The following is a 24,121-nucleotide window of genomic DNA, read 5'->3' as shown; positions in this document are numbered from 1 at the left end:
AGGGAGGACAGGGTGTACGTGATCACGGACCGGCTCGCCGAGCTGTTCGCGGCGTGGCGCGCCGAGATCGTTTCGGCGCCACTGCCGCCGCTTCCCGAACGCTCGGTGGCGTTGCGGGCGATCGAGCGGGGACGCGAGGACCGGGTGGATGCGCCCCCCGACGGCGCACCCACCCGGTCGGGTATCGCGGCCGCAAGGGGAACAGCTTAGAGGGTCGGAGGCGGGATGTGACCACCTGTGGGAGAAACGTTACCAACGGTCACGATCGCGGCGATCGCGCTGGCGATCGCTCACACCCGTGACGAGCCGGAGGATCGCCAGCAGCAGGATGGCGCCGAGCACGGCGACCCCGAAGCTCGGGAAGTCGAAGTCGAACGTGCGCTCCTTGCCGGTGGACAGGCGGTAGACGAACCCGCCGAGCGCGGCGCCGAGCACCCCGACGAGCACGCTGAACAGGCAACCCCGGCGGCGGTCGCGGCCGCCGATCACCACGTTCGCCGCCCAGCCCGCGAGCGCGCCGAAGATGATCCACGAGAAGATGCCCATCGCGCTGTTCATGGGGTCCAGGCTACCGAGCGTCAGAGCAGCAGCACGTCGACCTCGTCGCCTTTCGCGGCCTCGGTGACGTCCTCGCCGAGCACGATCAGGCAGTTCGCCTGGGTGAAGGCGGCGAGGAGATGCGATCCCGGCCCGCCGCGGGGGCCGACCTCGCCGGTGACCTCGCCCTCGGCGTGCCGGTAGAAACCGCGCCTGAACTGGCGCCTGCCCTTCGGTGAGCTCAGCGATTCGGTGAGCCGGGCGCGCACCCGCCGCCGGTCCGCCACGGGATGGCCGAGCGAGGTCAGCAGCGCGGGCCGCAGGAACGCCTCGAACGACACGAGCACGCTCACCGGGTTGCCCGGCAGCGTCACCACCGGCACCCCGTTCCAGCGCCCGCAGCCCTGCGGCCCGCCCGGCTGCATCGCGACCTTCCCGAACGTCACGCCCGCGCTGGTCAGCGCGTCCTTCACCACCTCGTACGCGCCCGCGCTCACCCCGCCGGAGGTGATCAGCAGGTCCGCCGCGGCGAGCTTCGGTTCGAGCACCGCGCGGAACTCCGCCACGTCGTCGACGACCGCGCGCACCACCTCGACCCGGCACCCGAGCGAGGACAGCGCGGCGGCCAGCATCACGCTGTTCGACTCGTAGATCTGCCCGTGCCGCAGCTCGCTCGGCGGCGTCACGAGTTCGGACCCGGTGGACACCACGAGCACCCTCGGCGGTACCCGCACGCGCAGCTCGGCGACCCCGACCGCGGCGGCGAGCCCGAGCTGAGCCGGTCCGAGCACGGTGCCCGCCGCCAGCGCGACCGTGCCGCGGACCACGTCCTCGCCGGTGCGGCGCAGATGCGTGCCCGGCGCGGTCGGCGCGTGCACGCGCACCACGTCACGGGGAGCCGGCGCGAACGAGCCGGCGTCGGTGTTCTCCACCATCACGATGCTGTCCGCGCCCGCGGGCACCGGCGCGCCGGTCATGATCCGGTGCGCGGTCCCCGGCAGCAGCGCGGGCACGTCCACCAGCCCCGCCGGGATGTCCGCCGTGACCGGCAGCTCGACCGGCCGCTCCCGGCTCGCGCCGACCACGTCCACCGACCGCACCGCGTAGCCGTCCATCGCGGAGTTGTCGAACGGCGGCAAGGAGACCCCGGCGCGGACGTCGCCGGCCAGCACCAGCCCGTCGCACGCGGCGAGCGGGAGCACGGCGGCCGTCGCGTCGCCGATCAGGGTGGTCACCGTCGCGCGGTACTCGTCTACTCCGATCACGCGGCTCATCCTGCCCCCTCCGCACGTTTTCCGGCATGCCACCCGTCTGGCGTAGCCGGTCGTGCGAAACTCTCTGCGCTCGCGTCGCGCGTCCTACTCGACAGGGGGATTTCCGAATGCAGGTGCAGATCCGTCACCAACCGTCCTTCGCGGTCGCGAGGCTGCTGCTGGCCCCCGGTGAGCCGTGCCAGGTCGAGTCCGGCGCGATGGCCGCGACCAGCTACGGCGTGCACGTCCAGTCGCAGGCGCAGGGCGGCGTGATGAAGGGCCTCGGCAGGGCGTTCCTGTCCGGCGAGTCGTTCTTCGTCAGCACCTACACCGCGCCGCAGAACGGCGGCTGGGTCGACGTCGCCGCCAACCTGCCCGGCGACATGCAGGTGCTCAACCTCGACGGCCGCCAGGGCTGGTGCGTCACGCGGGGCTCCTGGATCGCGTCCGCGCACAGCGTGCACACCGAAACGCGCTGGGGCGGCATGAAGAACCTCTTCGGCGGCGAGGGCGGCTTCCTCACCCACGCCACCGGCCAGGGCCCGCTCGTCGTCGCCTGCTACGGCGCGCTGGAGACGGTGAACCTGCAGCCGGGCGAGATGATCACCATCGACACCGGGCACGTCGTCGCCTTCGCCGACACCGTCCAGCAGCAGATCCGCAAGGTCTCGCAGGGCATCGTCCAGTCGCTGAAGAGCGGTGAAGGACTCGTCTTCGACTTCGCCGGGCCGGGCCAGGTGCTCACCCAGACCCGCAACCCGTCGGCGCTGTCCGCATGGGTCATCGCCCAGGTCCCGAGCCGCTAGAAGACTTCCGAGGAGCGGTTTTCGTGGAGGTGCACACCCGGCACACGCCCGCGTTCGGCGTCGCCAGGATCCGGCTGCAGCCGCGCGAAGCGGTGCAGGCGCTCGCGGACACCATGCTCGCCAGCAGCTTCGGCGTCGCCGAGGCGCAGCCGGCGCGCAGCGGGGCGCGCGCGGGCACGAAGTCCGCGTACTCGGTGTTCACCGCGCCGGCCGAGGGCGGCTGGATCGACCTCGCGCCGCAGGGCTCCGGCGACGTGTACGCGCTCGAACTCGACGGGGCGCAGGGCTGGTGCGTCGCGAAGGACGCGTTCTTCGCCAGGCCGTCCACCGTGCGGAGGGACGACGGCTGGCACGGCCTGCAGACCCTGTTCGGCGGCGACAGCGGGTTCCTCGAGCACTACAGCGGCACCGGCCCGCTCGTGCTCGCCTGCGCCGGGCCCGTCGACGCGCTGACCCTCGAACGCGGCGAACTCGTCACCGTCACGCCGGGGTTCGCGGTCGCCTACCCGGACACCGTGCAGTGCCGCCTGCGCGCGCTCGACCCGTCGGGACCGCAGTCGGTGCGCACCGGAGAAGGGCTCGCGCTGGACTTCGCGGGTCCGGGCCAGGTGTTCGTCCGCGCGCGAAGGGGATGAGTGGGGAAGCCGCCGAATTGACCATTGAACACCCCGGCCGATCCGGTAGCGTGAGCTGAGCTTGAAGCGCCGGCCCGCCCCCTGACCCGCCGGCGTGTTCTTCGGTCTATAGGAGGACGCCGTGGCTGTAGGCACGGTCAAGTGGTTCAACGCGGAGAAGGGCTACGGGTTCATCGAATCCACCGAAGGCCCGGATGTCTTCGTGCACTATTCCGCGATCCAGTCCGAGGGTTTCCGCACCCTCGACGAGGGCGACCGCGTCGAGTTCGAGGTGCAGTCCGGCCGCGACGGGCGCAGCCAGGCGGCCGACGTTCGCAAGGTCTGAAACCGGGCCTAAGGCTGAACCCCCAGCGGCGTCGCCGGGCAGGGCGTTAGGCTGCGCTGCGTGACAGGCGATGTGTCGGGGGACCTCACCGGTCGCCGGCTGGGCAACTACCGCATCGACGGTGTGCTCGGCAAGGGCGGCATGAGCGTGACGTACAAGGCCACCGACGTGCGACTGGGTCGCAAGGTGGCGCTGAAGGTGATCGGCGAGCATCTCGGCGCCGACGCCGAGTTCCGCGAGCGCTTCGTGGACGAGGCGCGCAACACCTCCGCCATCGACCACGCCAACGTCGTCCCGCTCTACGACTTCGGCGAGCTCGACGGCATGCTCTACATCGCCATGCGGATGGTCGACGGCGGCGACCTCGCCGGGCTCATCGCGAACTCGCCGATGGACCCCGACCGCGCGCTGCGCCTGCTCGACCAGGTCGCCGACGCGCTCGACAGCCTGCACCACCGCGGCCTCGTGCACCTCGACGTCAAGCCCGCGAACGTGCTCGTGACGAGCCGCGAGTCGACCCGCGAACACGTCTACGTCGCCGACTTCGGGCTCACCCGCCGCGGCGCCACCGGGCATCGCACGCGCGGCGGCGACTTCCTCGGCTCGCCGACCTACGCCGCGCCGGAGCACCTCCGCGGCGAACCGCTCGACGGCAGGACCGACCAGTACGCGCTCGCGTGCGTGCTCTACGCCTGCCTCACCGGGCGCCCCCCGTTCTCCGGCGACGTGCAGACCGTCATCAAGGGGCACCTGGCGGGCGATCCGCCGCCGGTGTCGAGGCAGGTTTCGCTGCCGCCCGGCATCGACGACGTGATCCGCAAGGGGATGGCGAAGACCCCGGCCGACCGGTACGAGAACTGCGGCGAACTGGTCACCGCGGCGCGCGGCGCGATCAGCGCCGCGCGGGAAACCCGTCACGACCAGCACGGCGGCCGGGCGGGGGCGGTCGCGGCCGTGCCGGACGGGATGTCGCGGGCCGAGGGGGGCCAGATGAACAATCCGTACGGGCAGCAGCCCGGCTACGGCCAGCAGGGGCCGGGTGGACCCGGTCAGCAGGGACCGCAGGGTCCGCCGCCCGGCCAGCAGGGGCCGCAGGGCTATCCGCAGCAGGGCCCGCCGCCGGGGTACGGGCAGCAGCAGGGCTACCCGCGCCAGGGCGGCTACCCGTCGCAGGGTTCTCCCCAGCAGGGCCTTCCCCAGCAGGGACCGCCACCGCAGGGCCCGCAGCAAGGACTGCCGCACGGCCTCGCCCAGGGGCCGCCGCCGGGCCAGCAGGCCGGTTTCGGTGGGCCCCAGCAGGGCGGGCCCGGTCAGTCGCCGCCGGGGTACGGGCCGCCGCCGGGGTTCGGCGCCCAGCAGCAGCAACAGCCGGAGCAGGGCTTCGGCGAGGTGAAGAAGACCGACAAGGTCGGCAAGGCGACCAAGTGGGTGTGGATCGCCGTCGGCGCGGTCGTGGTCGTGGCCGCCGTCGTGTTCGCGATCATCTACTTCGGCAGTGACGACAGTGACGACAAGGACAAGGGTCCCGCCACACCGTCCACCCCGCAGACCACCGCGCCGCAGATCCCGGTCGGGCCCAGCGGCGGTGCGAAGCCGAGCACCTCGTCGGGATCGCAGCTGTCCCCGCCGCCCGGCACGGTCTCGGTGCGCCCGTCCACCTGACCTGGCCTTCTTGCACTCGGGTCGGGAGAGTGCTAAAACCGGCATTGGCACTCGGCGCCGTCGAGTGCCAGGTGGGTGGTCACCGATCGCCCGCCTGAAGGTCGGGACGGTGAGGCTGCGTCCTCCGGGAGAAACCTTTCCGGTGGCGGAGTCGTCCGTCGCGGGCACCGAGCCTGGCCGAGGACGTGTCCTGCCGCTGTCGCCGAACAGGCTGACGGCGGCGCCCAATACCGGAGGACCACACCGCAATGGCCAAACTGATCGCGTTCGACGAGGACGCACGCCGCGGGCTAGAGCGCGGCTTGAACACCCTCGCCGAAGCCGTCAAGGTGACGCTTGGCCCTCGTGGCCGCAACGTCGTGCTCGAGAAGAAGTGGGGCGCGCCGACCATCACCAACGACGGCGTCTCCATCGCCAAGGAGATCGAGCTCGAAGACCCGTGGGAGAAGATCGGGGCCGAGCTCGTCAAGGAAGTTGCCAAGAAGACCGACGACGTCGCGGGTGACGGCACCACCACCGCCACCGTGCTCGCGCAGGCTCTCGTCCGCGAGGGTCTCCGCAACGTGGCCGCCGGCGCCGACCCCATCAGCCTGAAGCGCGGCATCGAGCAGGCCGTCGAGGCCATCACCGAGCAGCTTCACAAGGCCGCCGTGCAGATCGAGACCAAGGAGCAGATCGCTGCTACCGCCTCGATCTCGGCCGCCGACCGCACCATCGGCGACCTGATCGCCGAAGCGCTCGACAAGGTCGGCAAGGAAGGCGTCGTCACCGTCGAGGAGAGCAACACCTTCGGCCTCGAGCTCGAGCTCACCGAGGGCATGCGCTTCGACAAGGGCTACATCTCCGGTTACTTCGTGACCGACCCGGAGCGTCAGGAAGCCGAGCTGGAGGACCCCTACGTCCTGCTCTTCGGCTCCAAGATCTCCACCGTCAAGGACGTGCTGCCGCTGCTGGAGAAGGTCATCCAGTCCGGCAAGCCGCTGCTGATCATCGCCGAGGACGTCGAGGGCGAGGCGCTGGCCACCCTCATCGTCAACAAGCTCAAGGGCACCTTCAAGTCCGTCGCCGTCAAGGCGCCCGGCTTCGGTGACCGCCGCAAGGCCATCCTGCAGGACATCGCGATCCTGACCGGTGGCCAGGTGATCAGCGAGGACGTCGGTCTCAAGCTGGAGAACGCCGACATCTCGCTGCTGGGCAAGGCCCGCAAGGCCGTCATCACCAAGGACGAGACCACCATCGTCGAAGGTGCCGGCGACGCGGACCAGATCCAGGGCCGGGTCAACCAGATCCGCGCGGAGATCGAGAACTCGGACTCCGACTACGACCGCGAGAAGCTCCAGGAGCGTCTGGCGAAGCTGGCCGGCGGCGTGGCCGTCATCAAGGCCGGTGCCGCCACCGAGGTCGAGCTGAAGGAGCGCAAGCACCGCATCGAGGACGCGGTGCGCAACGCGAAGGCCGCCGTGGAAGAGGGCATCGTCGCCGGTGGCGGCGTGGCGCTGATCCAGGCCGCCGAGGTCGCGTTCGCGGGCCTGAAGCTGACCGGTGACGAGGCCACTGGCGCCAACATCGTCAAGGTCGCCGTCGAGGCTCCGCTCAAGCAGATCGCGGTCAACGCCGGCCTCGAAGGCGGCGTCGTGGCGGAGAAGGTCAAGGGCCTGCCGCAGGGCCACGGCCTCAACGCCGCCACGGGCGAGTACGAGGACCTGCTCGCCGCCGGCGTGCCGGACCCGACCAAGGTCACGCGCTCCGCGCTGCAGAACGCCGCTTCCATCGCGGCGCTGTTCCTGACCACCGAGGCTGTCGTCGCGGACAAGCCGGAGAAGGCCTCGGCCGCTCCGGCCGACCCGTCCGGCGGCATGGGTGGCATGGACTTCTGAGTTCAGCCCAGTACGACGAAAGGCCCGGGTGCGTTCCGCACCCGGGCCTTTTCGCGTCGTCTCCGGTGTTCTCCGCGGATGCCCACGGCGATCAGGCGGTGTGTTCTTCCGGCATGAGGATCCAGCAGATGGCGTAGAGCAGGACTGGGGTGCCGAGGCCGAGGATGGCGGCGGCGGCGAAGAGGATGCGCAGGATGGAGGCGTCGATGCCCAGTACCTTGGCCCAGCCGCCGCACACGCCCGCGAGCATTTTGTCGGTGCTGCTGCGGCGGAGTTTCTTGGTGGTGGTCTCGGGGGAGTACGCGTTGCCGGTCATGTGTCCATGGTGCGTTTAGCGGGCTGAACGCACATCGGGGTCCAGCCCTGAGCGAACCCGGAACCGCGGCCTCAGGGGAACCGAGCCGGTCTTGATCGCGGCGGCCGGGTGATCGAGGCTCTCGTTCAGCCATCCGTCGTCGCTACAGTGAACGAGCATGCGGAGGAACTCCAGGACGAGGGTGATCCGATGATCGCGCAGCCGGGTGACGAGCAGTCGATCGGCAGACGCATCAGGCAGCACCGCGATCGGGCAGGCATGTCCCGCGTTGTCCTCGGCGGGCTGGTCGGCAAATCGGCGGAATGGGTCAAGGCCGTGGAGAGCGGCCGCCTCCAGGCACCGAAGCTCCCGGTCCTCCTCCGGATCGCCGACGTGCTCGGCCTCGGCGACCTGGCAACGCTCACCGGCAACGGGTACGCGGTCCCCGTTGCCACCTTCGCGGGCGCGCGGCACAGCGCACTGTCCGAGGTCCAAGCGGCGCTTACCGACTACCGGATCATTTCGTCCGGACGCGCGCCCGATGCCGGGCACCTTTCCGCTCGGCTGCGGCACGCGTGGGAGGTGCGCCACGGCAGCCCGGACCACCGGACACAACTGGGGCGTCTGCTCCCCGGCCTGATCCGCGACGCGCAGGCGGCCGTGCGTGTCCTGCGGACCGCCGAACGACGGGAAGCGAGGCGCGTGCTCGCGGGCGTCTACCAGCTGACGGACTTCTACGTGGCCTACCAACCGGCGCCGGAGCTGGTGTGGATGGTCGCCGATCGGGCTCTCACCGAAGGCGAAGAGGCCGATGACCCGTATGTCATCGCCGGTGGGGCGTGGGCGATGGTGCAGGCGCTTCGCGACGGCGGGCGCTGGGAAGAAGCGATCGACCTTGCCGTGCACGCGATCGGCCAGCTCGCGCCTTATCTGGAGCACGGTTCGGCGGATTGGCGCGGGCTCACCGGTGCCCTTGAGGCGGAAATCGCTTACGTGCATGCGCGCCGGGGCCGCTACGGTGACGCGTGGGCGCATTGGGAGCGCGCTGATCGAATCGCACGCGTTCTCGGACCGGATTACCGGCACCGGCAATCCTCGTTCTCCCAAACCGTGCTGGGAGCGCACGCGACGACCCTCGGGGTCGAACTCCGCCGTCCAGGTGAGGCACTGCGCGCTGCGGATTCCTTCGCCGCCGCCGAAATACCCTCGTTGGCGAGGCGAAGCCGCCACCTGATCGAGGTCGCGCGCGGACATGATCTCCGAGGCGAGGGTGCGGCGGTCTGGGCTCTGCTGAACGCTTCCGAACGAACCGCACCGGAGACCATTCGCTACAACGGGTTCGCTCGGTCGATGCTGGTCCGGCTCAGGAACCGGCCGCCGACGGGACTGCGCACCGACGTGAACGACCTTTGTGAACGGGTCGGACTCGCCGCCTAGCCCGTTCGAGTGGGGGTAGTTTTCGTACCCGTTGCGGCCGTTCTCGGCCGGATGCTCGTTCGTCATGAGCTGGTATCGCGGTATTCGTGGGAATCTCGAAGATTTCGATGGCACGGGTCCGGTTGAGGACAGCCGATGGGCTCCACCGAGCCTGCGGGTGGTGATGCGGTGGTACGCGAGCGATCTCTTGGCGCATTTGTACCCGGCGGCCGAAATCGACGACTCGGGTGTGGAGTTCCTGGTGCCGGTCGGCCACACCTGGCCGTACGCGCCGGTACATCCGAGGAACCTGCTGTCGCGGAAGCAGCCCCCGCTCCCGCCTTGGGACATCTGCGCGACATGCGCACGGTGGCTGTGCGCGAACCGCTACTCCGTTTTGTTCGCGGGGAATGACTCGACGTCCTGAAGAGCCTTTCGAGCCCAGTCAGTGGGCCCGTCATGGTCAGGCGGTGTGTTCTTCCGGCATGAGGATCCAGCAGATGGCGTAGAGCAGGACTGGGGTGCCGAGGCCGAGGATGGCGGCGGCGGCGAAGAGGATGCGCAGGATGGAGGCGTCGATGCCCAGTACCTTGGCCCAGCCGCCGCACACGCCGGCGAGCATTTTGTCGGTGCTGCTGCGGCGGAGTTTCTTGGTGGTGGTCTCGGGGGAGTACGCGTTGCCGGTCATGTGTCCATGGTGCGTTTAGCGGGCTGAACGCACATCGGGGTCCAGCCCTGAGCGAACCCGGAACCCCGACCCTGAGGGGCCGAAAACCAGGTGCTCGCACACGGCCGCCCCGGGTACAACTTCGGGCATGAAACACGACAGCCAGGAGTTCGCCGCCATCGCGGAGCGCGGCACGATCCTGCGCTGCCAGGTGGGATCGGGTCTGCACGGTACCGCCGTGGCAGGGCAGGACGACCGCGACGAGATGGGCATCTGCGTCGCGCCGCCCGAGTACGTGATCGGGCTGCGCCGGTTCGAGCAGTACGTCTTCCGCACCCAGCCCGAAGGCGTCCGCTCCGGTCCCGGCGATCTCGATCTCACCGTCTACTCGCTGCGGAAGTGGCTCCGGCTGGCGCTCGCGGGCAACCCCACGGTCCTGCTGCCGCTGTTCGTGCCCGACTCGGAGATCGTGCGCATCGACGAACTGGGCCACGAGCTCCGCGCGAGCCCGGAGATGATCGTCTCCCGTGTGGCGGGCAAGCGCTTCCAGGGGTACCTGCGCGCGCAGCGGAGCCGGATGCTCGGTCTGCGCGGTCGGCACACGAACCGTCCCGAGCTGATCGAGAAGTACGGCTTCGACACGAAGTTCGCGATGCACATGGTGCGCCTCGGCGTGCAGGGCGTGGAGCTGCTGGAGACGGGCCGGATCACGTTGCCGATCCCCGAGCCGTGGCTGACCTGGCTGCGGGACCTGCGCCAAGGACGCCACACGAAGGACGAGGCGCTCCAAGCGGCGAAGGAGCTGGAGAACAAGCTCGCGAAACTCTCCGATTCGTCGTCGCTTCCCGAGCGCGGCGACGAAGACCGCGCGAACGCGTGGCTGGTGCGGGCCTACGAGACGGCGTGGTCCTGATCGGGCTGGGCGCGCTTTTCACCGCGCCCAGTCCGGCGTCCACACGTCGTCGCTCGCGGTCGCCTCGTACCTGATTCGCAGGTATTCGAGGAAGTTCGCGAGCACGGGGTGCGGGTTGTCCGCTCGCCAGATCACCGAGAGCGGGTAGACCAGGACCGGGTCGACGATGGGGATCCGGCGGAGGTCGTAGCTTTCCGGCCAGAGGTAGCGCGAGCCCTCACCGACCAGGTTGGCGAGCTGGTCCGAGTCCGCGATCTCGGCGAGGAGCGTCTCTATGCCGAAGACCGGCCCGACCGTCTCGATGGTGAGCCCGAACGCCTTCGCCAGATCGTCGTAGTAGCCGATCGGCTCGGTTTCGACCAGGCCTGGCATCCAGATCGGGTGCTCGGCGAGTTCGGCCACCGTCACGGTCTTGGCCTTCGCCAGCGGATGCCGTGGGCCGACCAGCAGTTCGTGCCGTTCGTCGATGGCGCGCGAAGCCAGCAGCCCGCTCGGGAGTTCGAGGGTTCGCAGGGACCTGAAGGTGGCGTCGAGAGTGCCGGCGGCGACCTCGGCCAGCGCCGACGCGGCGTCAGCGTTGAGCAGGGCGACGACATCGAGGTCGATACCGGGGTGCTGCTGGTAGAAGGCATGCAGGATGGTCGCGGGTGCGACCCGGCGGCTGACCACGTCGATCCGCAGGGCCCGGCGCCCCGGGGTCACGGCCGCGGTGGCGCGTTCGGCGGCGCGGAGGAGTTCGCGTGCGTGGGGTAGCAGCGCTTGCCCGTCGACAGTGAGGCGGGCGCCCCTCGCGGTTCGCGCGAACAGGTGCACGCCGAGTTCCTTCTCCAGGTTGGCCACCCGTTTCGAGGCGGCCTGCTGGCTGATCCCCAGCTCGTCGGCGGCGGCCTGGAACTGGTCGGTCCCGGCGACGGTGACGAAGGTACGAACCGCATCGAGATCCACGACGCGGAACCTACTCCCACAACGAACGGTTGTGACACGCCGATCGAACCGTTGTTGGTGGTGATCGCTGTCGATCGGCTTCTATTTCCCTGATAACGGGCAGGTGGAGCGGGGGCCGGAAAATGGGGCAGCGGGCAAGCCTTGGCCGGGCGTTCGGGTGGTTGTGGGGCGCCTACGCGGTCAGCGCCTACGGGACCGGGCTCGGGTTCGGCGCGTTCTCGGTCGTGGCGATCAAGGTCCTCAACGCCGGCTCGGCGGAAGTGGCGGCACTGTCGGCAGCCGGGCTCGCGATCGGGGCGCTGCTGGCGGTCCCGCTCGGGCCGTGGATGGAGTTCCGCGCCAAGCGGCCGGTCATGATCGCCACGGACGTGGCCAGGTTCGCGGTGCTGGCGTCCGTGCCGTCCGCCTACTGGCTGGGCGTGCTGTCCTTCGCGCAGCTGCTGGTGGTCTCCCTCGTCACGGCGGCGGCGAAGATCGCGTTCACCGCCGCCAGCGGCGCCTACCTCAGGACCATCGTCCCCGCCGGCGGGCTTCTGGTGGCCACCAGCCGGTTCGAGTCCACCACCTGGTCGGCGACGGTCATCGGGCCGCCCTTGGGTGGCGCCGCCATCGGGCTGCTGGGGCCGGTGACCACCGTTGTCCTCGACGCGATGAGCCACCTTCTCTCGGCGCTCGGCATCATCGCGATCAGGGACCCCGAGCGGCCCCGGCCACCTCAGGCGGCTCGAACACGGCGATGGAGCGACCTCGTCGAGGGGTGGCGCTACATCCTCGCCCATCCCGCGCTGCGCCGGTTCTTCTTCAACACCGTGCTGGTCAACGGGCTGATCATGGCCGCAGAGCCGCTGTTGTCCGTGCTGATGCTGTCCCACCTGGGTTTCCCGGTCTGGGAGTACGGGCTGGCGTTCGCCGTTCCGTGCGTCGGCGGCCTGATCGGGTCGAGGCTCGCCCGCCGCGTCGTTTCCCGCCGCGGAGAACAGAGGGTGCTGCGGGTCTTCGGCGCGCTCCGCGCCTGCTGGCCACTCGGGCTCGCGTTCGTCCAGCCGGGCGTGGCCGGGCTCGCGATCGTGATGGTCACCGAGTTCGGGCTGATCGGCTGCGTGAGCATGTTCAACTCCGTCTTCGCCGCCTACCGGCTGACCAGCACCGATCCCGCCCGCCACGCGAGAGTGCTCGCCGCCTGGTCGATCACCAGCAGCCTCAGCATCGCCGTGTTCACCATGTCGTGGGGCCTGCTGGCGCAGTTCACCAGCCCGCGCGCGGCCATCGCGGTGGCGGGGATCCTGCTCCTCGGCACGCCTTTCCTGCTGCCGCGCGCAACCACGCCGGACCCCGGCCCGGTTCCCGCGGATCTGTCCGGCGGCAAAACGCGAGCGTGACCTCGCCTGCGGGTTCGTCGTCCCCGAAGGCGCCCTTCAAGGACGGTGCGAGGTTCCCGACGGCCCCTGCACCGCCACTGACGTCCATTGTGGACTCACCTGTCGCCGGGTGTAGGAACTTAGGCGGTTCGGGCAGCTTTCGAGGCGGTTGGCGGTAAGTCAGCCGATCGCCTGGGAGGCTGGCCGCGTACGAGGTCATCGAGGAGGGGATTTCTGCTGCTATGCCCGAAAACGTGACGCGGTCGATGCGGGAGCACGTCCGTGAGCAGGGCTGGGACGGCAATGTCGCGTTCATCGCCGACGAGCGGTCGTGGACGTTTTCCCAGGTTTTCGAGGGTGCCGCACGGGTGGCGGGCGGGTACCTGGCCGCCGGGCTGGAGCGAGGTGACCGGGTTCTGCTCGCGCTGCCCGACGGCATCGAGATGGTCTGGTGCGTCCTCGGCGCCTGGCAGGCCGGTCTCGTCGCGGTGCCGGTGAACGTCCAGATGAGCGAGGAGGACCTGGCCAGGGACGTGCGGACGGCGGAACCGGCGCTGGCCGTGGCCGACCCGGAAACGGCGAGCCGGCTCGACGACTCCGGGCTGGTGCCGACCACCGGCGCGGACAAGCTGGTCGCCGCGGCACCGGAAACCGCGTTCTGCGACGACGGGGATGCCCCGGCGCTGGCCCTGTTCACTTCGGGCACCGCGGGCGCACCGAAGCTGTGCTTCTTCCGCCACCGCAGCTTCGCCGAAATGGACGGTCCCCGGCCTGCCGGCGTGCCGGGGACCGTCGGGTTTTCGGTGTCCAGGATGTGCTTCCTCGGCGGGCTGGGGTCCTCGTTGTTCGCCGCGCTCGGTGCCGGGCAAGCCTCGGTGCTCTCGCGCCGGTGGCCGACCCCGGCCGTGGTGATCGACCTGATGCGCCGCCACGGCGTCACGGTCCTCTACTCCGCGCCCAGTTTCCTGGCGCGGCTGCTGCTCGAACCCGGCCACGCCGAGGTGCTCGGCAAGCTGCGGCAGGCGACCTGCGCCGGGGAGGTGCTCACCGCGCGGTTGCGCGAAAAACTGGTGCCGATCCTCGGTGACCGCCTGATCAACGCCTACGGCGCGACCGAGATCGGCGGGATCGCCGCGGGGCGGCCGGTCGATTACGACGTGCCGTCCGCGATCGGGCACGTGTGGGGCGGCCACCCGGTGCGGATCATCGGTGCCGACGGTCAGGAACTGCCCTCCGGTGAGCGGGGCGAGCTGCACATCCGGGCACCCTTCGTCACACGCGGCGTCGCCAAGGGCAGCCTCGGCCCCGACCAGCGGACCGACACCTGGTACCGGACCGGTGACCTGGCGTCGATCGACGAAAACGGCGTCATCCACGTGCACGGCCGCCTCGACGACGTCGAGGTGATCGGCGGGCAGAACGTGGTCCCCGGCGAGGTCGAGCGGCTGCTCGAAAGCCATCCTCGCGTGCTCGAAGCGGCCGTCAGCGCGGTGCGGCGCCCGGCGGGGGACACCAGCCTGCGCGCCTACGTGGTCGCCACCGGGGACGGCGACGAGTCGCTGGCCGGTGCGCTGATCGAGCTGGCCAAGACGCACCTGTCCTGGTACAAGGTGCCCCACGACCTGATCTGGCTGGACGCGTTGCCCCGCAACGGGAACGGCAAGGTCCTGCGCCGGAAGCTGCGCGAGGAGGGCGGCCAGTTCGCCTGACGGGCATCATGTCTTCGTTCCGGTACGGCGACGAAGGCAGGGTGAACGGCGATGACGGGAAAAGCGCTCGCGGTGGTCCTGCTCGCGGTGCTGGGGATCGGGACCGCGGCCGCGGCGCCCGAGCACCCCGGCTCTTCGAGCAGGCTCGACCAGGTGCGGCGCCGCGGCGAGGTGAAGGTGTGCAGCACCGGGGACTACCGGCCCTTCACCTACCGCGACCCGGCGACCGGGGCGTGGAGCGGGATCGACCTCGACCTGGCCGGTGACTTCGCGAAGAAGCTCGGCGTCCGCCTCACGATCGTGCCGACGACCTGGAAGACCGTGGCCGACGACGTGGGCCGCCGCTGCGATCTGGCGATGGGCGGCGTCTCCATCACGCTCGACCGCGCGAAGACCGGCTTCTTCAGCGCGCCCTACGTCCGTGACGGCAAGACGCCCGTCACGCGCTGCGAAAACGCCGAGAAGTTCCAGACGCTGAGCCAGATCGACCGGCCCGGCGTGCGCGCGATCGTCAACCCCGGCGGCACCAACGAGCAGTTCGCCGACGCGAACCTGCACCGCGCGACGATCGTGCGGCACCCGGACAACAACACGATCTTCGCCGAGGTCATCGCGGGCCGCGCGGAGCTGATGATCACCGACGCGACCGAGACGAAGTGGCAGGCGAAGCAACACCCGGAGCTGTGCGCGGTGCATCCGGATCAGCCGTTCACCTTCGCCGAGAAGGCGTACCTCCTGCCGCGTGGTGACGTGGTGTTCCAGCAGTGGGTGGACCAGTGGCTGCACCTGGCGCTGAACGACGGCACCTACGCCGCGTTCGCGAAGCCGTGGCTCGGGTGACACACGGGATCGGCAGGGCGTTCGCCGCCTCGCGGACACTTGGCGAGCTGCCCCACGACGTCGACGTGCGGCTCGAAGCGATGGCGGAAACGGATCAGACCACCTGGCTTGGCATCGCCAGGCTTGCCGTGGGCCGGCCGTTGACGCGTCCTAAAGGGACGAGACCCGGCCGAGGCGGTCGAGCCACCAGGTGCGGACCTTGTCGTCCGCGCGCACGTCGCCGAGGAGATCGGGTTCCGGCGCGACGCGCGGCACCGGCAGGTATCCGTCCACAGGGGACAGTGATTCGGTGCTGACATCGCCGCGCAGCAAGGAAAGCGTGCCGAGCCCGCAGGCGAAGTCGAGTGACGGCAAGGCGCCTGCCAGCGCGAGACCGGCGGCGAGGCCGACGCTGCTCTCGACCGCCGAGGACACCACGCACGGCAGGCCGCACGCTTCGGCGACTTCGAGCGCCCGGCGCACCCCGCCGAGCGGGGCCACTTTCAGCACCGCGATGTCCGCGGCGCCCGCCACCGCCACCTTCATCGGGTCCTCCGCGCGCCGGATCGACTCGTCCGCGGCGATCCGCACGTCGACGCGGCGGCGCACCGCGGCCAGTTCCCCGATCGACGGGCACGGCTGCTCCACGTACTCGAGCCCGCCCGCCGCGCGGTCGAGGTCCTTGATCGCGCCCACCGCGGTGTCGACGTCCCACGCGGTGTTCGCGTCCACCCTGATCGCGCCGCCGGGGCCCAGCGCGTCGCGCACCGCGGCCACCCGCTCGCAGTCGCCCGCCAGCGGTGCGCGCGGGTCGGCGACCTTGACCTTCGCCGTCCGGCAGCCCGACGCGGCGACCAGCTCGTACGCCCGCTCCGGGGGCACCACGGGCACCGTCGTGTTGACCTCGACCCGCTCCCGCACCGGTGCCGGCCAGCCGTCGTTCGCGGCTTCGGACGCCGACGCGAGCCACGGCACGCATTCGTCGTCCGCGTAGTCGGCGAACGGGCAGAACTCGCCCCAGCCCGCCTCGCCCCGGAGCAGCACGCCCTCACGCACGGTGATACCGCGGAACCGGTTGTGCAGGCTGATCGCGTAGACGTCCACCCGCGACAGCGTAGGCCGTCGCGATGTTTGGGCACCGCGGTACGGCGGGTAGTTCTCCGGTGAGCCAACGGAGAAAGGAGTTCACCAGTGCCCGACACGTTGACCGGACTTCGCGTCGCCTTCCTGGTCGCCCCGGAGGGGATCGAGCAGGTCGAGCTGACCGAACCGTGGAACGCCGTCGAGAAGGCGGGCGGGCAGCCGGAACTGGTGTCGACCGCGCCCGGCACCGTGCAGGCCTTCGACCACCTCGACAAGGCGGACAAGTTCAAGGTCGACAAGGTGATCACGGAGGTCGCGCCGGGCGACTACGACGCGCTCGTGCTGCCCGGCGGCGTCGCGAACCCTGACTACCTCCGCACCGTGCCCGACGCGGTCCGCTTCGTCGGCGAGTTCTTCGCGCAGCAGAAGCCGGTCGCCGCGATCTGCCACGCGCCGTGGACGCTGATCGAAGCCGATGTGCTGCGCGGGCGCCGGGTCACCTCGTGGCCCAGCCTGCGGACGGACCTGCGCAACGCGGGTGCCGAGTGGGTCGACGAACAGGTCGTGGTCGACGCGGGCCTGGTCACCAGCCGCAACCCCGACGACCTTCCCGCGTTCTGCGACAAGCTCGTCGAGGAGTTCGCCGAAGGCAAGCATCGCGCGCAGGCACGCAGCGCCTGACGCGGTGAGCGTGGCCGCCTTCCCCCGCCGTCTGCCCCCGGCCGGGAAGGCGGCCTTCTTCGTGTCTTGGTGCGTTCAGCGGGCTAAATGTCGTCGATCCGCACGCCGAGCTTGCCGGCCAGCGTGTGGGCGTCACCGGGGGCTTTGACCTTGATGTCGTTGTCGAAGTACACGAAGGCGTCGCGATGCGCCTTTCGCCAGCTCCGGATCGTCTCGGCCCAGCGGTCCAGCGCGGCGTCGGTGTACCCGCTGGCGTACAGCTCTTCGTCACCGTGCAGGCGGGCGTAGCCGAAGCCGGCCGTCTTCTCGTCGATGCTGGGCCAGTTCCCGGCGGAGTCGGCGGCGACGAGCGCGATGTCGTGATCGCGCAGCAGTTTCACGCACTCGCCGGTGTCGAAACTGGGATGCCGCACTTCGACCGCGTGCCGGAGATCCCGCTGGGTCCCCGGTTTCGTGTGCGGATCGCCCTTGAGCTTGCCGTCGTGCTTCTTCGCGAGCGCGGCCGCCGCCCTGGTGGTGCGGGGGAGCAGATCGAAGAAAGCGGACAGCCGGTCCGCGTCGAACGACATCCTCGGCGGGAGCTGCCACAGGAACGGCCCGAGCTTGTGCCCGAGCGCCAGCACCCCGGAGGCGAAGAAGTTCGCGAGCGGGGTCTCGACGTCGCGCAGCTGCTTCATGTGCGTGATGAACCGGCCGCCCTTCACCGCGAACACGAAGTCGTCCGGGGTGTCGTCGAACCATCCCCGGTACCGCTCCGGCCGTTGCAGCGAGTAGAACGAGCCGTTCAGCTCGACCGTGTTCACCTGCCGGGAAAGGTATTCGAGTTCCCGGCGCCGCGGCAGGCCCTTCGGGTAGAAGACACCGCGCCACGGCGGGTAGTTCCAGCCGGACGTGCCGATCCTGATCCCGCCGATGACGCACCTCCCGCGAAAGCCTGCTCCGGCCGGAGGGTTATCCAGGCGATCGCGGGAGTAAACGCGCGTCCTTCACCGGCCGCGCCCGGAACTCGGCCGTGGGGCGGTCGAAAACCTCACGGGCACGGGAATCCCCCGCTCCCGCAAGCGAAAGCGGTACGCAGCGCTTGACCGGGGATACGGAGCGGGAAATCGTGCTGAAGCCGACGGTTCAGTCCCAGGAAAACCGCCAGTGCCGGTTGTGCACCAGTGCCGAGGCGAACTCGCGCAGATCGCTGTGCTGGCCGGTGAAGCTGCGAAGGCTGAACGCGCGGTGTTCGGCGGCGACGGCGAGCGCGCGGCTCTGGTTCTTCGGCGGCGCGGCGACCGAGAGTTCCAGCGCGTCGAAGCCGAGCACGATCAGGGTCGCGCCGAAGCGCTCTTCCCAGGTGCGCAGGATGGCCGACAGGGCGGCGACGTCGTCGGTGGACTTGATCATCCCGGTCCAGCCCAGCAGTGCCGGGATGTCCGCGGGCCGCTCGGTTTCCACCAGGCCGAGGCGGTAGTGCCCGCGCGCGGCGAGCACCGAGCCGGTGTTGCCCGCTTCGGCGAGCGGGTCGACCCCGCGGGCGGTCCGCCTGGCCAGGCCGGGGAAGGCCGCGCCGAACGGGCGCAGGCAGTCGCGGCGGCCGCAGCAGCTCGGGTCCCACCAGCGGGAGAGGACCAGCTCCGGGTCCACCGCGTCGATCCTGTCGGCGGCGGGCGCGAGGCGGCCCCGGTCGTCGATCCAGTCCTCGCCGTTGACCGCGAAGCGCAGGTCGTGCGGGATGAGGACGGGCCAGAGCATGGTGCGCTCGAAATCGGCCACGCGGGTCCGGAAGTAGCCGGGGTCGGTGAGCGGGCCGTCCGACACCCACAGCCGCCCGTGCCAGCGCCCCGGCGGCATGTCCAGCTCGCGCGAGCGGGCCGGCGGCGGGAACGGCGCGATGGTCATGTGAACCCCTCCAGGTCGTGTCCAGGTCGGTCCGTTCGAACACTAGTTCGATGGTACGACAGTTTCGAGGGGCTTGCCTCCCCCGGATGGGGGTCGATCGTTCAGGCGGCCGGCGCGGATCGGCTCCGTGTCGGCGCGGACCCGGCTCGGCCAGACCGGGGAGACCGGGAAGGCCGGGGAGACCGGGGAGACCATTGTGGAGTGCTAGAGCGGGCGGAGCAGGTCCTCGGCGTCGATGATGTGGTAGGCGTAGCCCTGTTCGGCGAGGAAGCGCTGGCGGTGCGCCGCGTATTCGGTGTCCACGGTGTCGCGCGAGACGACGGAGTAGAAGTGCGCCTGCCGTCCGTCGCCCTTCGGGCGCAGCAGCCTGCCGAGCCGTTGCGCCTCTTCCTGCCGCGAGCCGAAGGTGCCGGAGATCTGGATCGCGACGGAGGCTTCGGGGAGGTCGATCGAGAAGTTCGCGACCTTCGACACGACGAGCGTGCTGATCTCGCCGCGGCGGAACTCGTCGAACAGCTTCTCGCGCTCCTTGTTCCGGGTGGCGCCCTGGATCACCGGCGCGTCCAGCTCGTCGCCGAGCATTTCGAGCTGGTCGAGGTAGGCGCCGATGACCAGGGTCGGCTCGCCCCGGTGCTTGTCCACAATGGACTTGATCACGGCGGTCTTGGTGTTCGCGGTCGCGGCGAGCTTGTAGCGCTCCTCCGCTTCGGCGGTGGCGTAGCCGAGGCGCTCGGCGTCGGTCAGCGTCACCCGCACCTCGGTGCACACCGCGGGCGCGATCCAGCCCTGCGCCTCGATGTCGCGCCACGGCACGTCGAACCGCTTCGGGCCGATCAGGGAGAACACGTCGCCCTCGCGGCCGTCCTCCCGCACCAGCGTCGCGGTGAGCCCGAGCCTGCGCCGCGACTGCAGATCCGCGGTCATCCGGAACACCGGCGCGGGCAGCAGGTGCACCTCGTCGTAGACGACCAGGCCCCAGTCCCGCGAGTCGAACAGCTCCAGGTGCCGGTATTCGCCCTTGGTCTTGCGGGTGACCACCTGGTAGGTCGCGATGGTGACCGGGCGGACCTCCTTCTTCTCACCCGAGTACTCGCCGATCTCCTCCTCGGTCAGCGAAGTGCGGGCGATCAGCTCGCGCTTCCACTGCCGCCCCGCGACGGTGTTCGTCACCAGGATCAGCGTGGTCGCCTTCGCCTCGGCCATCGCCGCCGCGCCGACCATCGTCTTGCCCGCACCGCACGGCAGCACCACGACCCCGGAGCCGCCTGCCCAGAACGCCTGCGCGGCCTGGCGCTGGTACTCGCGCAGCGACCAGTCGCTCTCGTCCAGCTCGATCGGGTGCGCCTCGCCGTCGACGTAGCCCGCGAGGTCCTCCGCCGGCCAGCCGACCTTGAGCAGCGCCTGCTTGAGCCGCCCCCGCTCGGACGGGTGCACGAGCACCGTGTCGGGGTCGATCCGCGCACCCAGCATCGGGCTGATCTTCTTGTGCCGCAGGATCTCTTCGAGCACCGCGCGGTCGGTCGTCGACATCACCAGCCCGTGCGCGGGGTGGTTGGCGATCTGGAGCCTGCCGAACCGGCCCATCGTGTCCACGATGTCGATCAGCAGCGGCTGGGGCACCGGGAAGCGCGAGTAGGTGGTCAGCGCGTCGACCACCTGCTCGGCATCGTGCCCGGCGGCGCGCGCGTTCCACAGCGCCAGCGGCGTGACGCGGTAGGTGTGCATGTGCTCCGGCGCGCGCTCGAGCTCGGCGAACGGGGCGATGGCGATCCGCGCGTCATCCGCCATCGCGTGGTCGACCTCGAGCAGGACGGTCTTGTCGGACTGGACGATCAGGGGGCCATCGGTCACGACTTCCTTTATACGTTCCTCCCACGACAGAACCGGTCCGGGTGCCCGAACCAGCGCTCGGCCGCCGCGGCCGGATCCCCGTCGCCCGCCCAGCACACGTACCCGTCCGGCCGGATCAACACCCTGGTCGCGCCGAGGTCTTCGGCGCATTTCGCGGGCAAAACGTCGACGGTGGGGTGCGCCAGCGGCTCGGCACCGGAGTCACCCGAGAGGTCGAGCAGCACCGCGCGCCCGGCCCGGAACAGCTCCGCCACCCTGGTCCGGCCGTTCGCGGTCACCAGGTCGGCGTCGGGGATCCGGTGCCCGACGAGCGGGTGCCCGCCGCCGAGGTCGTACCGCAGCGCGAGGCCGGACATCAGGCCCGCCATCCGGTGGTTGGCCTCGGGCACCCGCAGCAGGTCGGTCAGGACGTCGCGCAGCGCGGTGACGTCCTCGCCCGGCTTGGGGTCGGCCAGCACGCGCTGGGCCGCGGTGTGGCGCAGCACGCTCGCGGCGGGCGGGTGCCGTTCGTCGTGGTAGGTGTCGAGCAGGCTCTCGCCGGTGTGGCCGTGCACGGTCGACGCGAGCTTCCAGCCGAGGTTCATCGCGTCCTGGACGCCGAGGTTGAGCCCCTGCCCGCCGTACGGCGGGTGGATGTGCGCCGCGTCGCCCGCGAACAGGATCCGCCCGTGCCGGTAGCGCTCGAGCTGGCGCGTCGCGTCGCTGAACCGCGACGCGTGCAGGATCCGCCCGAGCCGCGTCTCCTCCCCGTAGACGGCCGTGAGGGCCTTCGCGACCTCGGCTTCGGTGACCGGCGAGTCCCGCTCGGCCTGCTCGCCGGTCACGCCGGCCGTCAGCCGGTACAGGTCACCGCCGACCGGCACGAGCATCGCCCAGTACCCGTTCGCCGACCGCATCAGATCGCTGAAGTGCCCGGCGCGCTTCGGCACCAGGTCCGAGGTCGACGTGAGCGTGATGTCGGTGAGGGTGCCCGTGAAGGTGCCGTCGCGGCCGGGGAACGGCAGCCCGAGGAACTTGCGGACGGTGCTGCGCGCGCCGTCGCAGGCGACGACGTAGCGGGCCTCGAAGGTTTCGCCGCCGGCGTGCACGGTGACCGACGACTCGTCCTGCTCGACGGCGGTGACCGCCCTGCCCCGCAGTACCCGTGCCCCGAGCGCGGTCGCGTGCTCTTCGAGGACCTTCTCGATCGTCCACTGGGGAAGGCCCACCGGTGTCGGGTGGCGGGTGTTCCAGCCGGAGCAGTCGAGCGGGACCGGCAGCCCGCCGAAATGCCCGCCGACCCGTTCTCGCTCGAAGGCGTGCTCGCTCAGCGGTTCGACAAGCCCGCGCAGGTCGAACAGCTCGATGGTGCGCGGCTGCATCGTGCCGCCCTTGATCTGTTCGAGCCGCTCCTCGCGTTGTTCGAGCACCACCGCGTCCACATCGGCGAGCGCCAGTTCGTACGCGAGCGCGAGCCCGGCGGGACCCGCTCCGATGATCACCACGTCAGCCATTTTCTCTCCTCAGTGCAAAAGTAGCCTGAGTGCAATATAGCTCCGAGTGCAGGAGATTGCTAGAGTGCTTTTTCGTGAACGAGCAAGAGGGCCTTCGAGAGCGGAAGAAGCGGCGCACCAGGGAGACGATCTCCGAGGCCGCGATCGCGCTCTTCCTGGAGAAGGGGTTCGACCAGGTGCCGGTCGCCGAGGTCGCGGACAGGGCCGAGGTGTCCCGCCGGACCCTGTTCACCTACTTCCCGAAGAAGGAAGACCTCGTGGTGCACCGGTTCGCCGATCACGAGACGGAGGCGGGCAGGGTGGTCGCCGCGAGACAGGACGGCGTGTCCCCGCTCCGCGCACTCCGTGAGCACTTCCTCGACGGGCTAAGCCGGCATGACCCCATCACCGGCCTCAACGACCGGCCCGACATCCTCGCGCTCTACCGCATGGTCGGCGGCACCCCCGCGCTCGCCGCGCGCATGCAGCAGTACAACGTCAACGCCACGCAAGCGCTCGCCGACGCGCTCCGCGACACGGCGGGCAGCCCGGCGCTCACCGCCGAGCTGGCCGCCCCGCAGATCATCAGTGTGCTGTGGACCCTGCAGAGCACCAACGCCGCGCTGATGCGCGCGGGGGAGCGCGCCGACGACCGGTACCCGCACGCCGTCGAAGCCGCCGAGCACGGGTTCGCGCTGCTGGCGGGTGGTCTCAGCGCCGCCGGGCTCGGCGGGTGAACCGCAGCGTTTAGCCCGCTAACTGCGCGCCGCCGCCTGCCGGAAGCTCCCCAGGGCCCCGAAGTTCGCGCCGCCCGCTACGGGAGATCGCCCTTCGGGAGCAGTGCTTGGACGTCGAGCCGGTTGGCGAGCATCCCCGAGCTGTGCATCAGGTCGGCGACGCGCTGCAGCCGCACGCCGTTGAGCGAGGTCGGGTACGAGCCGAGCGCCACCAGTGCCGCGGTCGTCTGGTCGATCCCGGCGACGCGGGGCAGCGCCTGGCGGATGGCGCCCTGGTCGTCGCCGCGCTGCTGCGCCGCGCCGAGCGCGGAGCGGAACACCGAGAGCGTCCTCGGGTTCGACTGCGCGAACAGCCCGCTGGAGGCGTACGCGGACAACGGGAAGTCGATCGTGGCGCCGCGCGCGCTGTCCACCACGATCTTGGCGCCGAGCTGTTCGGCGGCCTTGGTGATGAACGGTTCGGTCATCCACGCCGCGTCGGCGTCGCCCGCTCGCAACGCGTCCGGCATCTCGTCGAACGATCGGACGATGAACTTGACCTTCTCCGGGTTCACCCCGGACGCCGCGAGCATCGAGCGCGTCGTGAGCGTGCCGAGGTCGTCGAGCATGTTCACGGCGACCGTCGTCGTCTTCTTCTTGGTGGGGTCGGTGTACTTCGAATCCGGCAGCGTCACCAGCGCCATCGTGTACTGCGACGACGTGTAGGCCTCGCCCTGGAGCTGGAACGCGGTGCCCGCGGCGGCCGCCTTGAACAGCGCGACGTCACTGGCGAACGCGACGTCGAGATCTCCGGAAGCCAGGCGGGAAAGCGCCCTGTCCTGATCCGGCTCCTCGACGAGGTCGACGCGGAGCCCGGCGCGGGCGAACGCGCCGTCGGCGACCGCCATGCGCAACGGGGCGGTGTCGATCCCGTTACCCACCCCGACACGCAAGGTGGTGCGTTCCGGAGTGATCTTGTTCTCACCGCCACCGCCGGAAAACATGCCGCATCCGCTCACCACCACCAGTGCGAGCACGAGCGTTGCCGTGACTGCGCGCATGAAATCCTCTTGTATCGCGGGATATTCCGGGCCGGTGCTGGAGCTTAGGGGGCGGTGCCAATACCATCGCCGGGTGCCGCGCCAGGGTGGGCGACTTCCGCATGATGCCAGATATCGCTACCCTCCAGTAGGTTTCGGAGCGCGCTCAATCGT

The 24,121-nt window shown here is 70.4% G+C and carries 24 protein-coding genes and 1 pseudogene; 14 read left to right on the top strand and 11 right to left on the bottom strand.

From position 1 onward, the window contains the following. The first annotated feature begins 12 nt into the window (after positions 1–12). Complete coding sequence (locus ABD256_RS02590; RefSeq protein ID WP_344412924.1) at positions 13–210, top strand: hypothetical protein; 198 nt, start codon at positions 13–15, stop codon at positions 208–210. Between the two features lie 39 nt (positions 211–249). Here ABD256_RS02590 and ABD256_RS02585 read toward each other — a convergent pair whose 3' ends face one another. Together ABD256_RS02585 and moeA are read right to left on the bottom strand one after the other, a co-directional pair. After that, positions 250–546 carry a GlsB/YeaQ/YmgE family stress response membrane protein gene (locus ABD256_RS02585; protein WP_344413473.1) on the bottom strand — a complete coding sequence of 99 codons (297 nt, stop codon included), beginning with the start codon at positions 544–546 and terminating at the stop codon, positions 250–252. Between the two features lie 32 nt (positions 547–578). Then, complete coding sequence (gene moeA, locus ABD256_RS02580; RefSeq protein ID WP_344413471.1) at positions 579–1,802, bottom strand: molybdopterin molybdotransferase MoeA; 1,224 nt, start codon at positions 1,800–1,802, stop codon at positions 579–581. 116 nt (positions 1,803–1,918) lie between these two features. Here moeA and ABD256_RS02575 point away from each other — a divergent pair, with 116 nt between their 5' ends. The 5 genes from ABD256_RS02575 to groL all read left to right on the top strand — a co-directional run bounded on the left by ABD256_RS02575 (position 1,919) and on the right by groL (position 7,095). Beyond that, on the top strand, positions 1,919–2,596 hold the full coding sequence (locus ABD256_RS02575) for a TIGR00266 family protein (RefSeq protein WP_344412922.1): 678 nt from the start codon (positions 1,919–1,921) through the stop codon (positions 2,594–2,596). A gap of 23 nt (positions 2,597–2,619) precedes the next feature. Further along, positions 2,620–3,231 carry an AIM24 family protein gene (locus tag ABD256_RS02570; RefSeq protein ID WP_344412919.1) on the top strand — a complete coding sequence of 204 codons (612 nt, stop codon included), beginning with the start codon at positions 2,620–2,622 and terminating at the stop codon, positions 3,229–3,231. A gap of 121 nt (positions 3,232–3,352) precedes the next feature. After that, the gene (locus ABD256_RS02565; protein ID WP_215541335.1) at positions 3,353–3,556 is read left to right on the top strand and encodes a cold-shock protein; all 204 of its coding nucleotides are present in this window, start codon (positions 3,353–3,355) and stop codon (positions 3,554–3,556) included. A gap of 60 nt (positions 3,557–3,616) precedes the next feature. Continuing rightward, positions 3,617–5,218, top strand: a complete 1,602-nt coding sequence (locus ABD256_RS02560) for a serine/threonine-protein kinase (protein WP_344412916.1) — start codon at positions 3,617–3,619, stop codon at positions 5,216–5,218. A 248-nt stretch (positions 5,219–5,466) separates the two neighbouring features. Further along, the gene (gene groL, locus ABD256_RS02555) at positions 5,467–7,095 is read left to right on the top strand and encodes a chaperonin GroEL (RefSeq protein ID WP_344412914.1); all 1,629 of its coding nucleotides are present in this window, start codon (positions 5,467–5,469) and stop codon (positions 7,093–7,095) included. Between the two features lie 91 nt (positions 7,096–7,186). On the opposite strand, the gene ABD256_RS02550 is transcribed toward groL, so the two are convergent. Further along, positions 7,187–7,411 (bottom strand): PspC domain-containing protein, encoded by a 225-nt coding sequence (locus ABD256_RS02550; RefSeq protein WP_344412908.1) that lies wholly within the window; start codon positions 7,409–7,411, stop codon positions 7,187–7,189. 147 nt (positions 7,412–7,558) lie between these two features. On the opposite strand from ABD256_RS02550, the gene ABD256_RS02545 reads away from it, so the two are divergent. Both ABD256_RS02545 and ABD256_RS02540 read left to right on the top strand, forming a co-directional pair. Further along, the gene (locus tag ABD256_RS02545) at positions 7,559–8,827 is read left to right on the top strand and encodes a helix-turn-helix domain-containing protein (protein ID WP_344412912.1); all 1,269 of its coding nucleotides are present in this window, start codon (positions 7,559–7,561) and stop codon (positions 8,825–8,827) included. A gap of 64 nt (positions 8,828–8,891) precedes the next feature. Further along, the gene (locus ABD256_RS02540; protein WP_344412910.1) at positions 8,892–9,233 is read left to right on the top strand and encodes a hypothetical protein; all 342 of its coding nucleotides are present in this window, start codon (positions 8,892–8,894) and stop codon (positions 9,231–9,233) included. A 36-nt stretch (positions 9,234–9,269) separates the two neighbouring features. Here ABD256_RS02540 and ABD256_RS02535 read toward each other — a convergent pair whose 3' ends face one another. Next, positions 9,270–9,494: a PspC domain-containing protein gene (locus ABD256_RS02535; protein ID WP_344412908.1), complete on the bottom strand. Its 225-nt coding sequence runs from the start codon at positions 9,492–9,494 to the stop codon at positions 9,270–9,272. Between the two features lie 127 nt (positions 9,495–9,621). Between ABD256_RS02535 and ABD256_RS02530 the strand changes: the two genes are divergently transcribed. Then, positions 9,622–10,386: a nucleotidyltransferase domain-containing protein gene (locus tag ABD256_RS02530; protein ID WP_344412904.1), complete on the top strand. Its 765-nt coding sequence runs from the start codon at positions 9,622–9,624 to the stop codon at positions 10,384–10,386. A gap of 18 nt (positions 10,387–10,404) precedes the next feature. On the opposite strand, the gene ABD256_RS02525 is transcribed toward ABD256_RS02530, so the two are convergent. Next, complete coding sequence (locus tag ABD256_RS02525; protein WP_344412902.1) at positions 10,405–11,331, bottom strand: LysR family transcriptional regulator; 927 nt, start codon at positions 11,329–11,331, stop codon at positions 10,405–10,407. Positions 11,332–11,453: 122 nt separating this feature from the next. Here ABD256_RS02525 and ABD256_RS02520 point away from each other — a divergent pair, with 122 nt between their 5' ends. From ABD256_RS02520 to ABD256_RS02510, 3 genes are all read left to right on the top strand, one after another. Further along, the gene (locus ABD256_RS02520; RefSeq protein WP_344412900.1) at positions 11,454–12,710 is read left to right on the top strand and encodes an MFS transporter; all 1,257 of its coding nucleotides are present in this window, start codon (positions 11,454–11,456) and stop codon (positions 12,708–12,710) included. A gap of 221 nt (positions 12,711–12,931) precedes the next feature. After that, positions 12,932–14,398, top strand: coding sequence for a class I adenylate-forming enzyme family protein (locus ABD256_RS02515; RefSeq protein WP_344412898.1), 1,467 nt, complete (start codon positions 12,932–12,934; stop codon positions 14,396–14,398). Between the two features lie 51 nt (positions 14,399–14,449). Next, complete coding sequence (locus tag ABD256_RS02510) at positions 14,450–15,238, top strand: transporter substrate-binding domain-containing protein (protein ID WP_344412896.1); 789 nt, start codon at positions 14,450–14,452, stop codon at positions 15,236–15,238. Positions 15,239–15,388: 150 nt separating this feature from the next. On the opposite strand, the pseudogene ABD256_RS02505 reads toward ABD256_RS02510, so the two are convergent. After that, positions 15,389–16,396 (bottom strand): annotated as a pseudogene (locus ABD256_RS02505) (o-succinylbenzoate synthase); the annotation flags it as partial. A gap of 12 nt (positions 16,397–16,408) precedes the next feature. Here ABD256_RS02505 and ABD256_RS02500 point away from each other — a divergent pair. After that, positions 16,409–16,981 carry a type 1 glutamine amidotransferase domain-containing protein gene (locus ABD256_RS02500; RefSeq protein WP_344412894.1) on the top strand — a complete coding sequence of 191 codons (573 nt, stop codon included), beginning with the start codon at positions 16,409–16,411 and terminating at the stop codon, positions 16,979–16,981. 83 nt (positions 16,982–17,064) lie between these two features. On the opposite strand, the gene ABD256_RS02495 is transcribed toward ABD256_RS02500, so the two are convergent. From ABD256_RS02495 to ABD256_RS02480, 4 genes are all read right to left on the bottom strand, one after another. Beyond that, entirely contained in the window at positions 17,065–17,880 is an 816-nt protein-coding gene (locus ABD256_RS02495) for a DUF72 domain-containing protein (RefSeq protein ID WP_344413467.1), read from the bottom strand. Positions 17,881–18,106: 226 nt separating this feature from the next. Continuing rightward, entirely contained in the window at positions 18,107–18,868 is a 762-nt protein-coding gene (locus ABD256_RS02490; RefSeq protein WP_344412892.1) for a DUF4253 domain-containing protein, read from the bottom strand. A 204-nt stretch (positions 18,869–19,072) separates the two neighbouring features. Continuing rightward, positions 19,073–20,719 carry a DNA repair helicase XPB gene (locus tag ABD256_RS02485; protein WP_344412890.1) on the bottom strand — a complete coding sequence of 549 codons (1,647 nt, stop codon included), beginning with the start codon at positions 20,717–20,719 and terminating at the stop codon, positions 19,073–19,075. An 8-nt stretch (positions 20,720–20,727) separates the two neighbouring features. Continuing rightward, positions 20,728–22,212, bottom strand: a complete 1,485-nt coding sequence (locus tag ABD256_RS02480) for an FAD-dependent monooxygenase (protein WP_344412888.1) — start codon at positions 22,210–22,212, stop codon at positions 20,728–20,730. A gap of 74 nt (positions 22,213–22,286) precedes the next feature. Between ABD256_RS02480 and ABD256_RS02475 the strand changes: the two genes are divergently transcribed. Next, entirely contained in the window at positions 22,287–22,928 is a 642-nt protein-coding gene (locus ABD256_RS02475; protein WP_344412886.1) for a TetR/AcrR family transcriptional regulator, read from the top strand. A gap of 77 nt (positions 22,929–23,005) precedes the next feature. Here ABD256_RS02475 and ABD256_RS02470 read toward each other — a convergent pair whose 3' ends face one another. Beyond that, positions 23,006–23,968: an ABC transporter substrate-binding protein gene (locus ABD256_RS02470; protein ID WP_344412884.1), complete on the bottom strand. Its 963-nt coding sequence runs from the start codon at positions 23,966–23,968 to the stop codon at positions 23,006–23,008. Between the last annotated feature and the right edge of the window lie 153 nt (positions 23,969–24,121).

The sequence above is a fragment of the Amycolatopsis minnesotensis genome, assembly GCF_039529815.1.
In the GTDB taxonomy this organism is placed as follows: Bacteria; Actinomycetota; Actinomycetes; order Mycobacteriales; family Pseudonocardiaceae; genus Amycolatopsis; species Amycolatopsis minnesotensis.
This window is presented reverse-complemented; position numbering and strand designations above follow the sequence as displayed.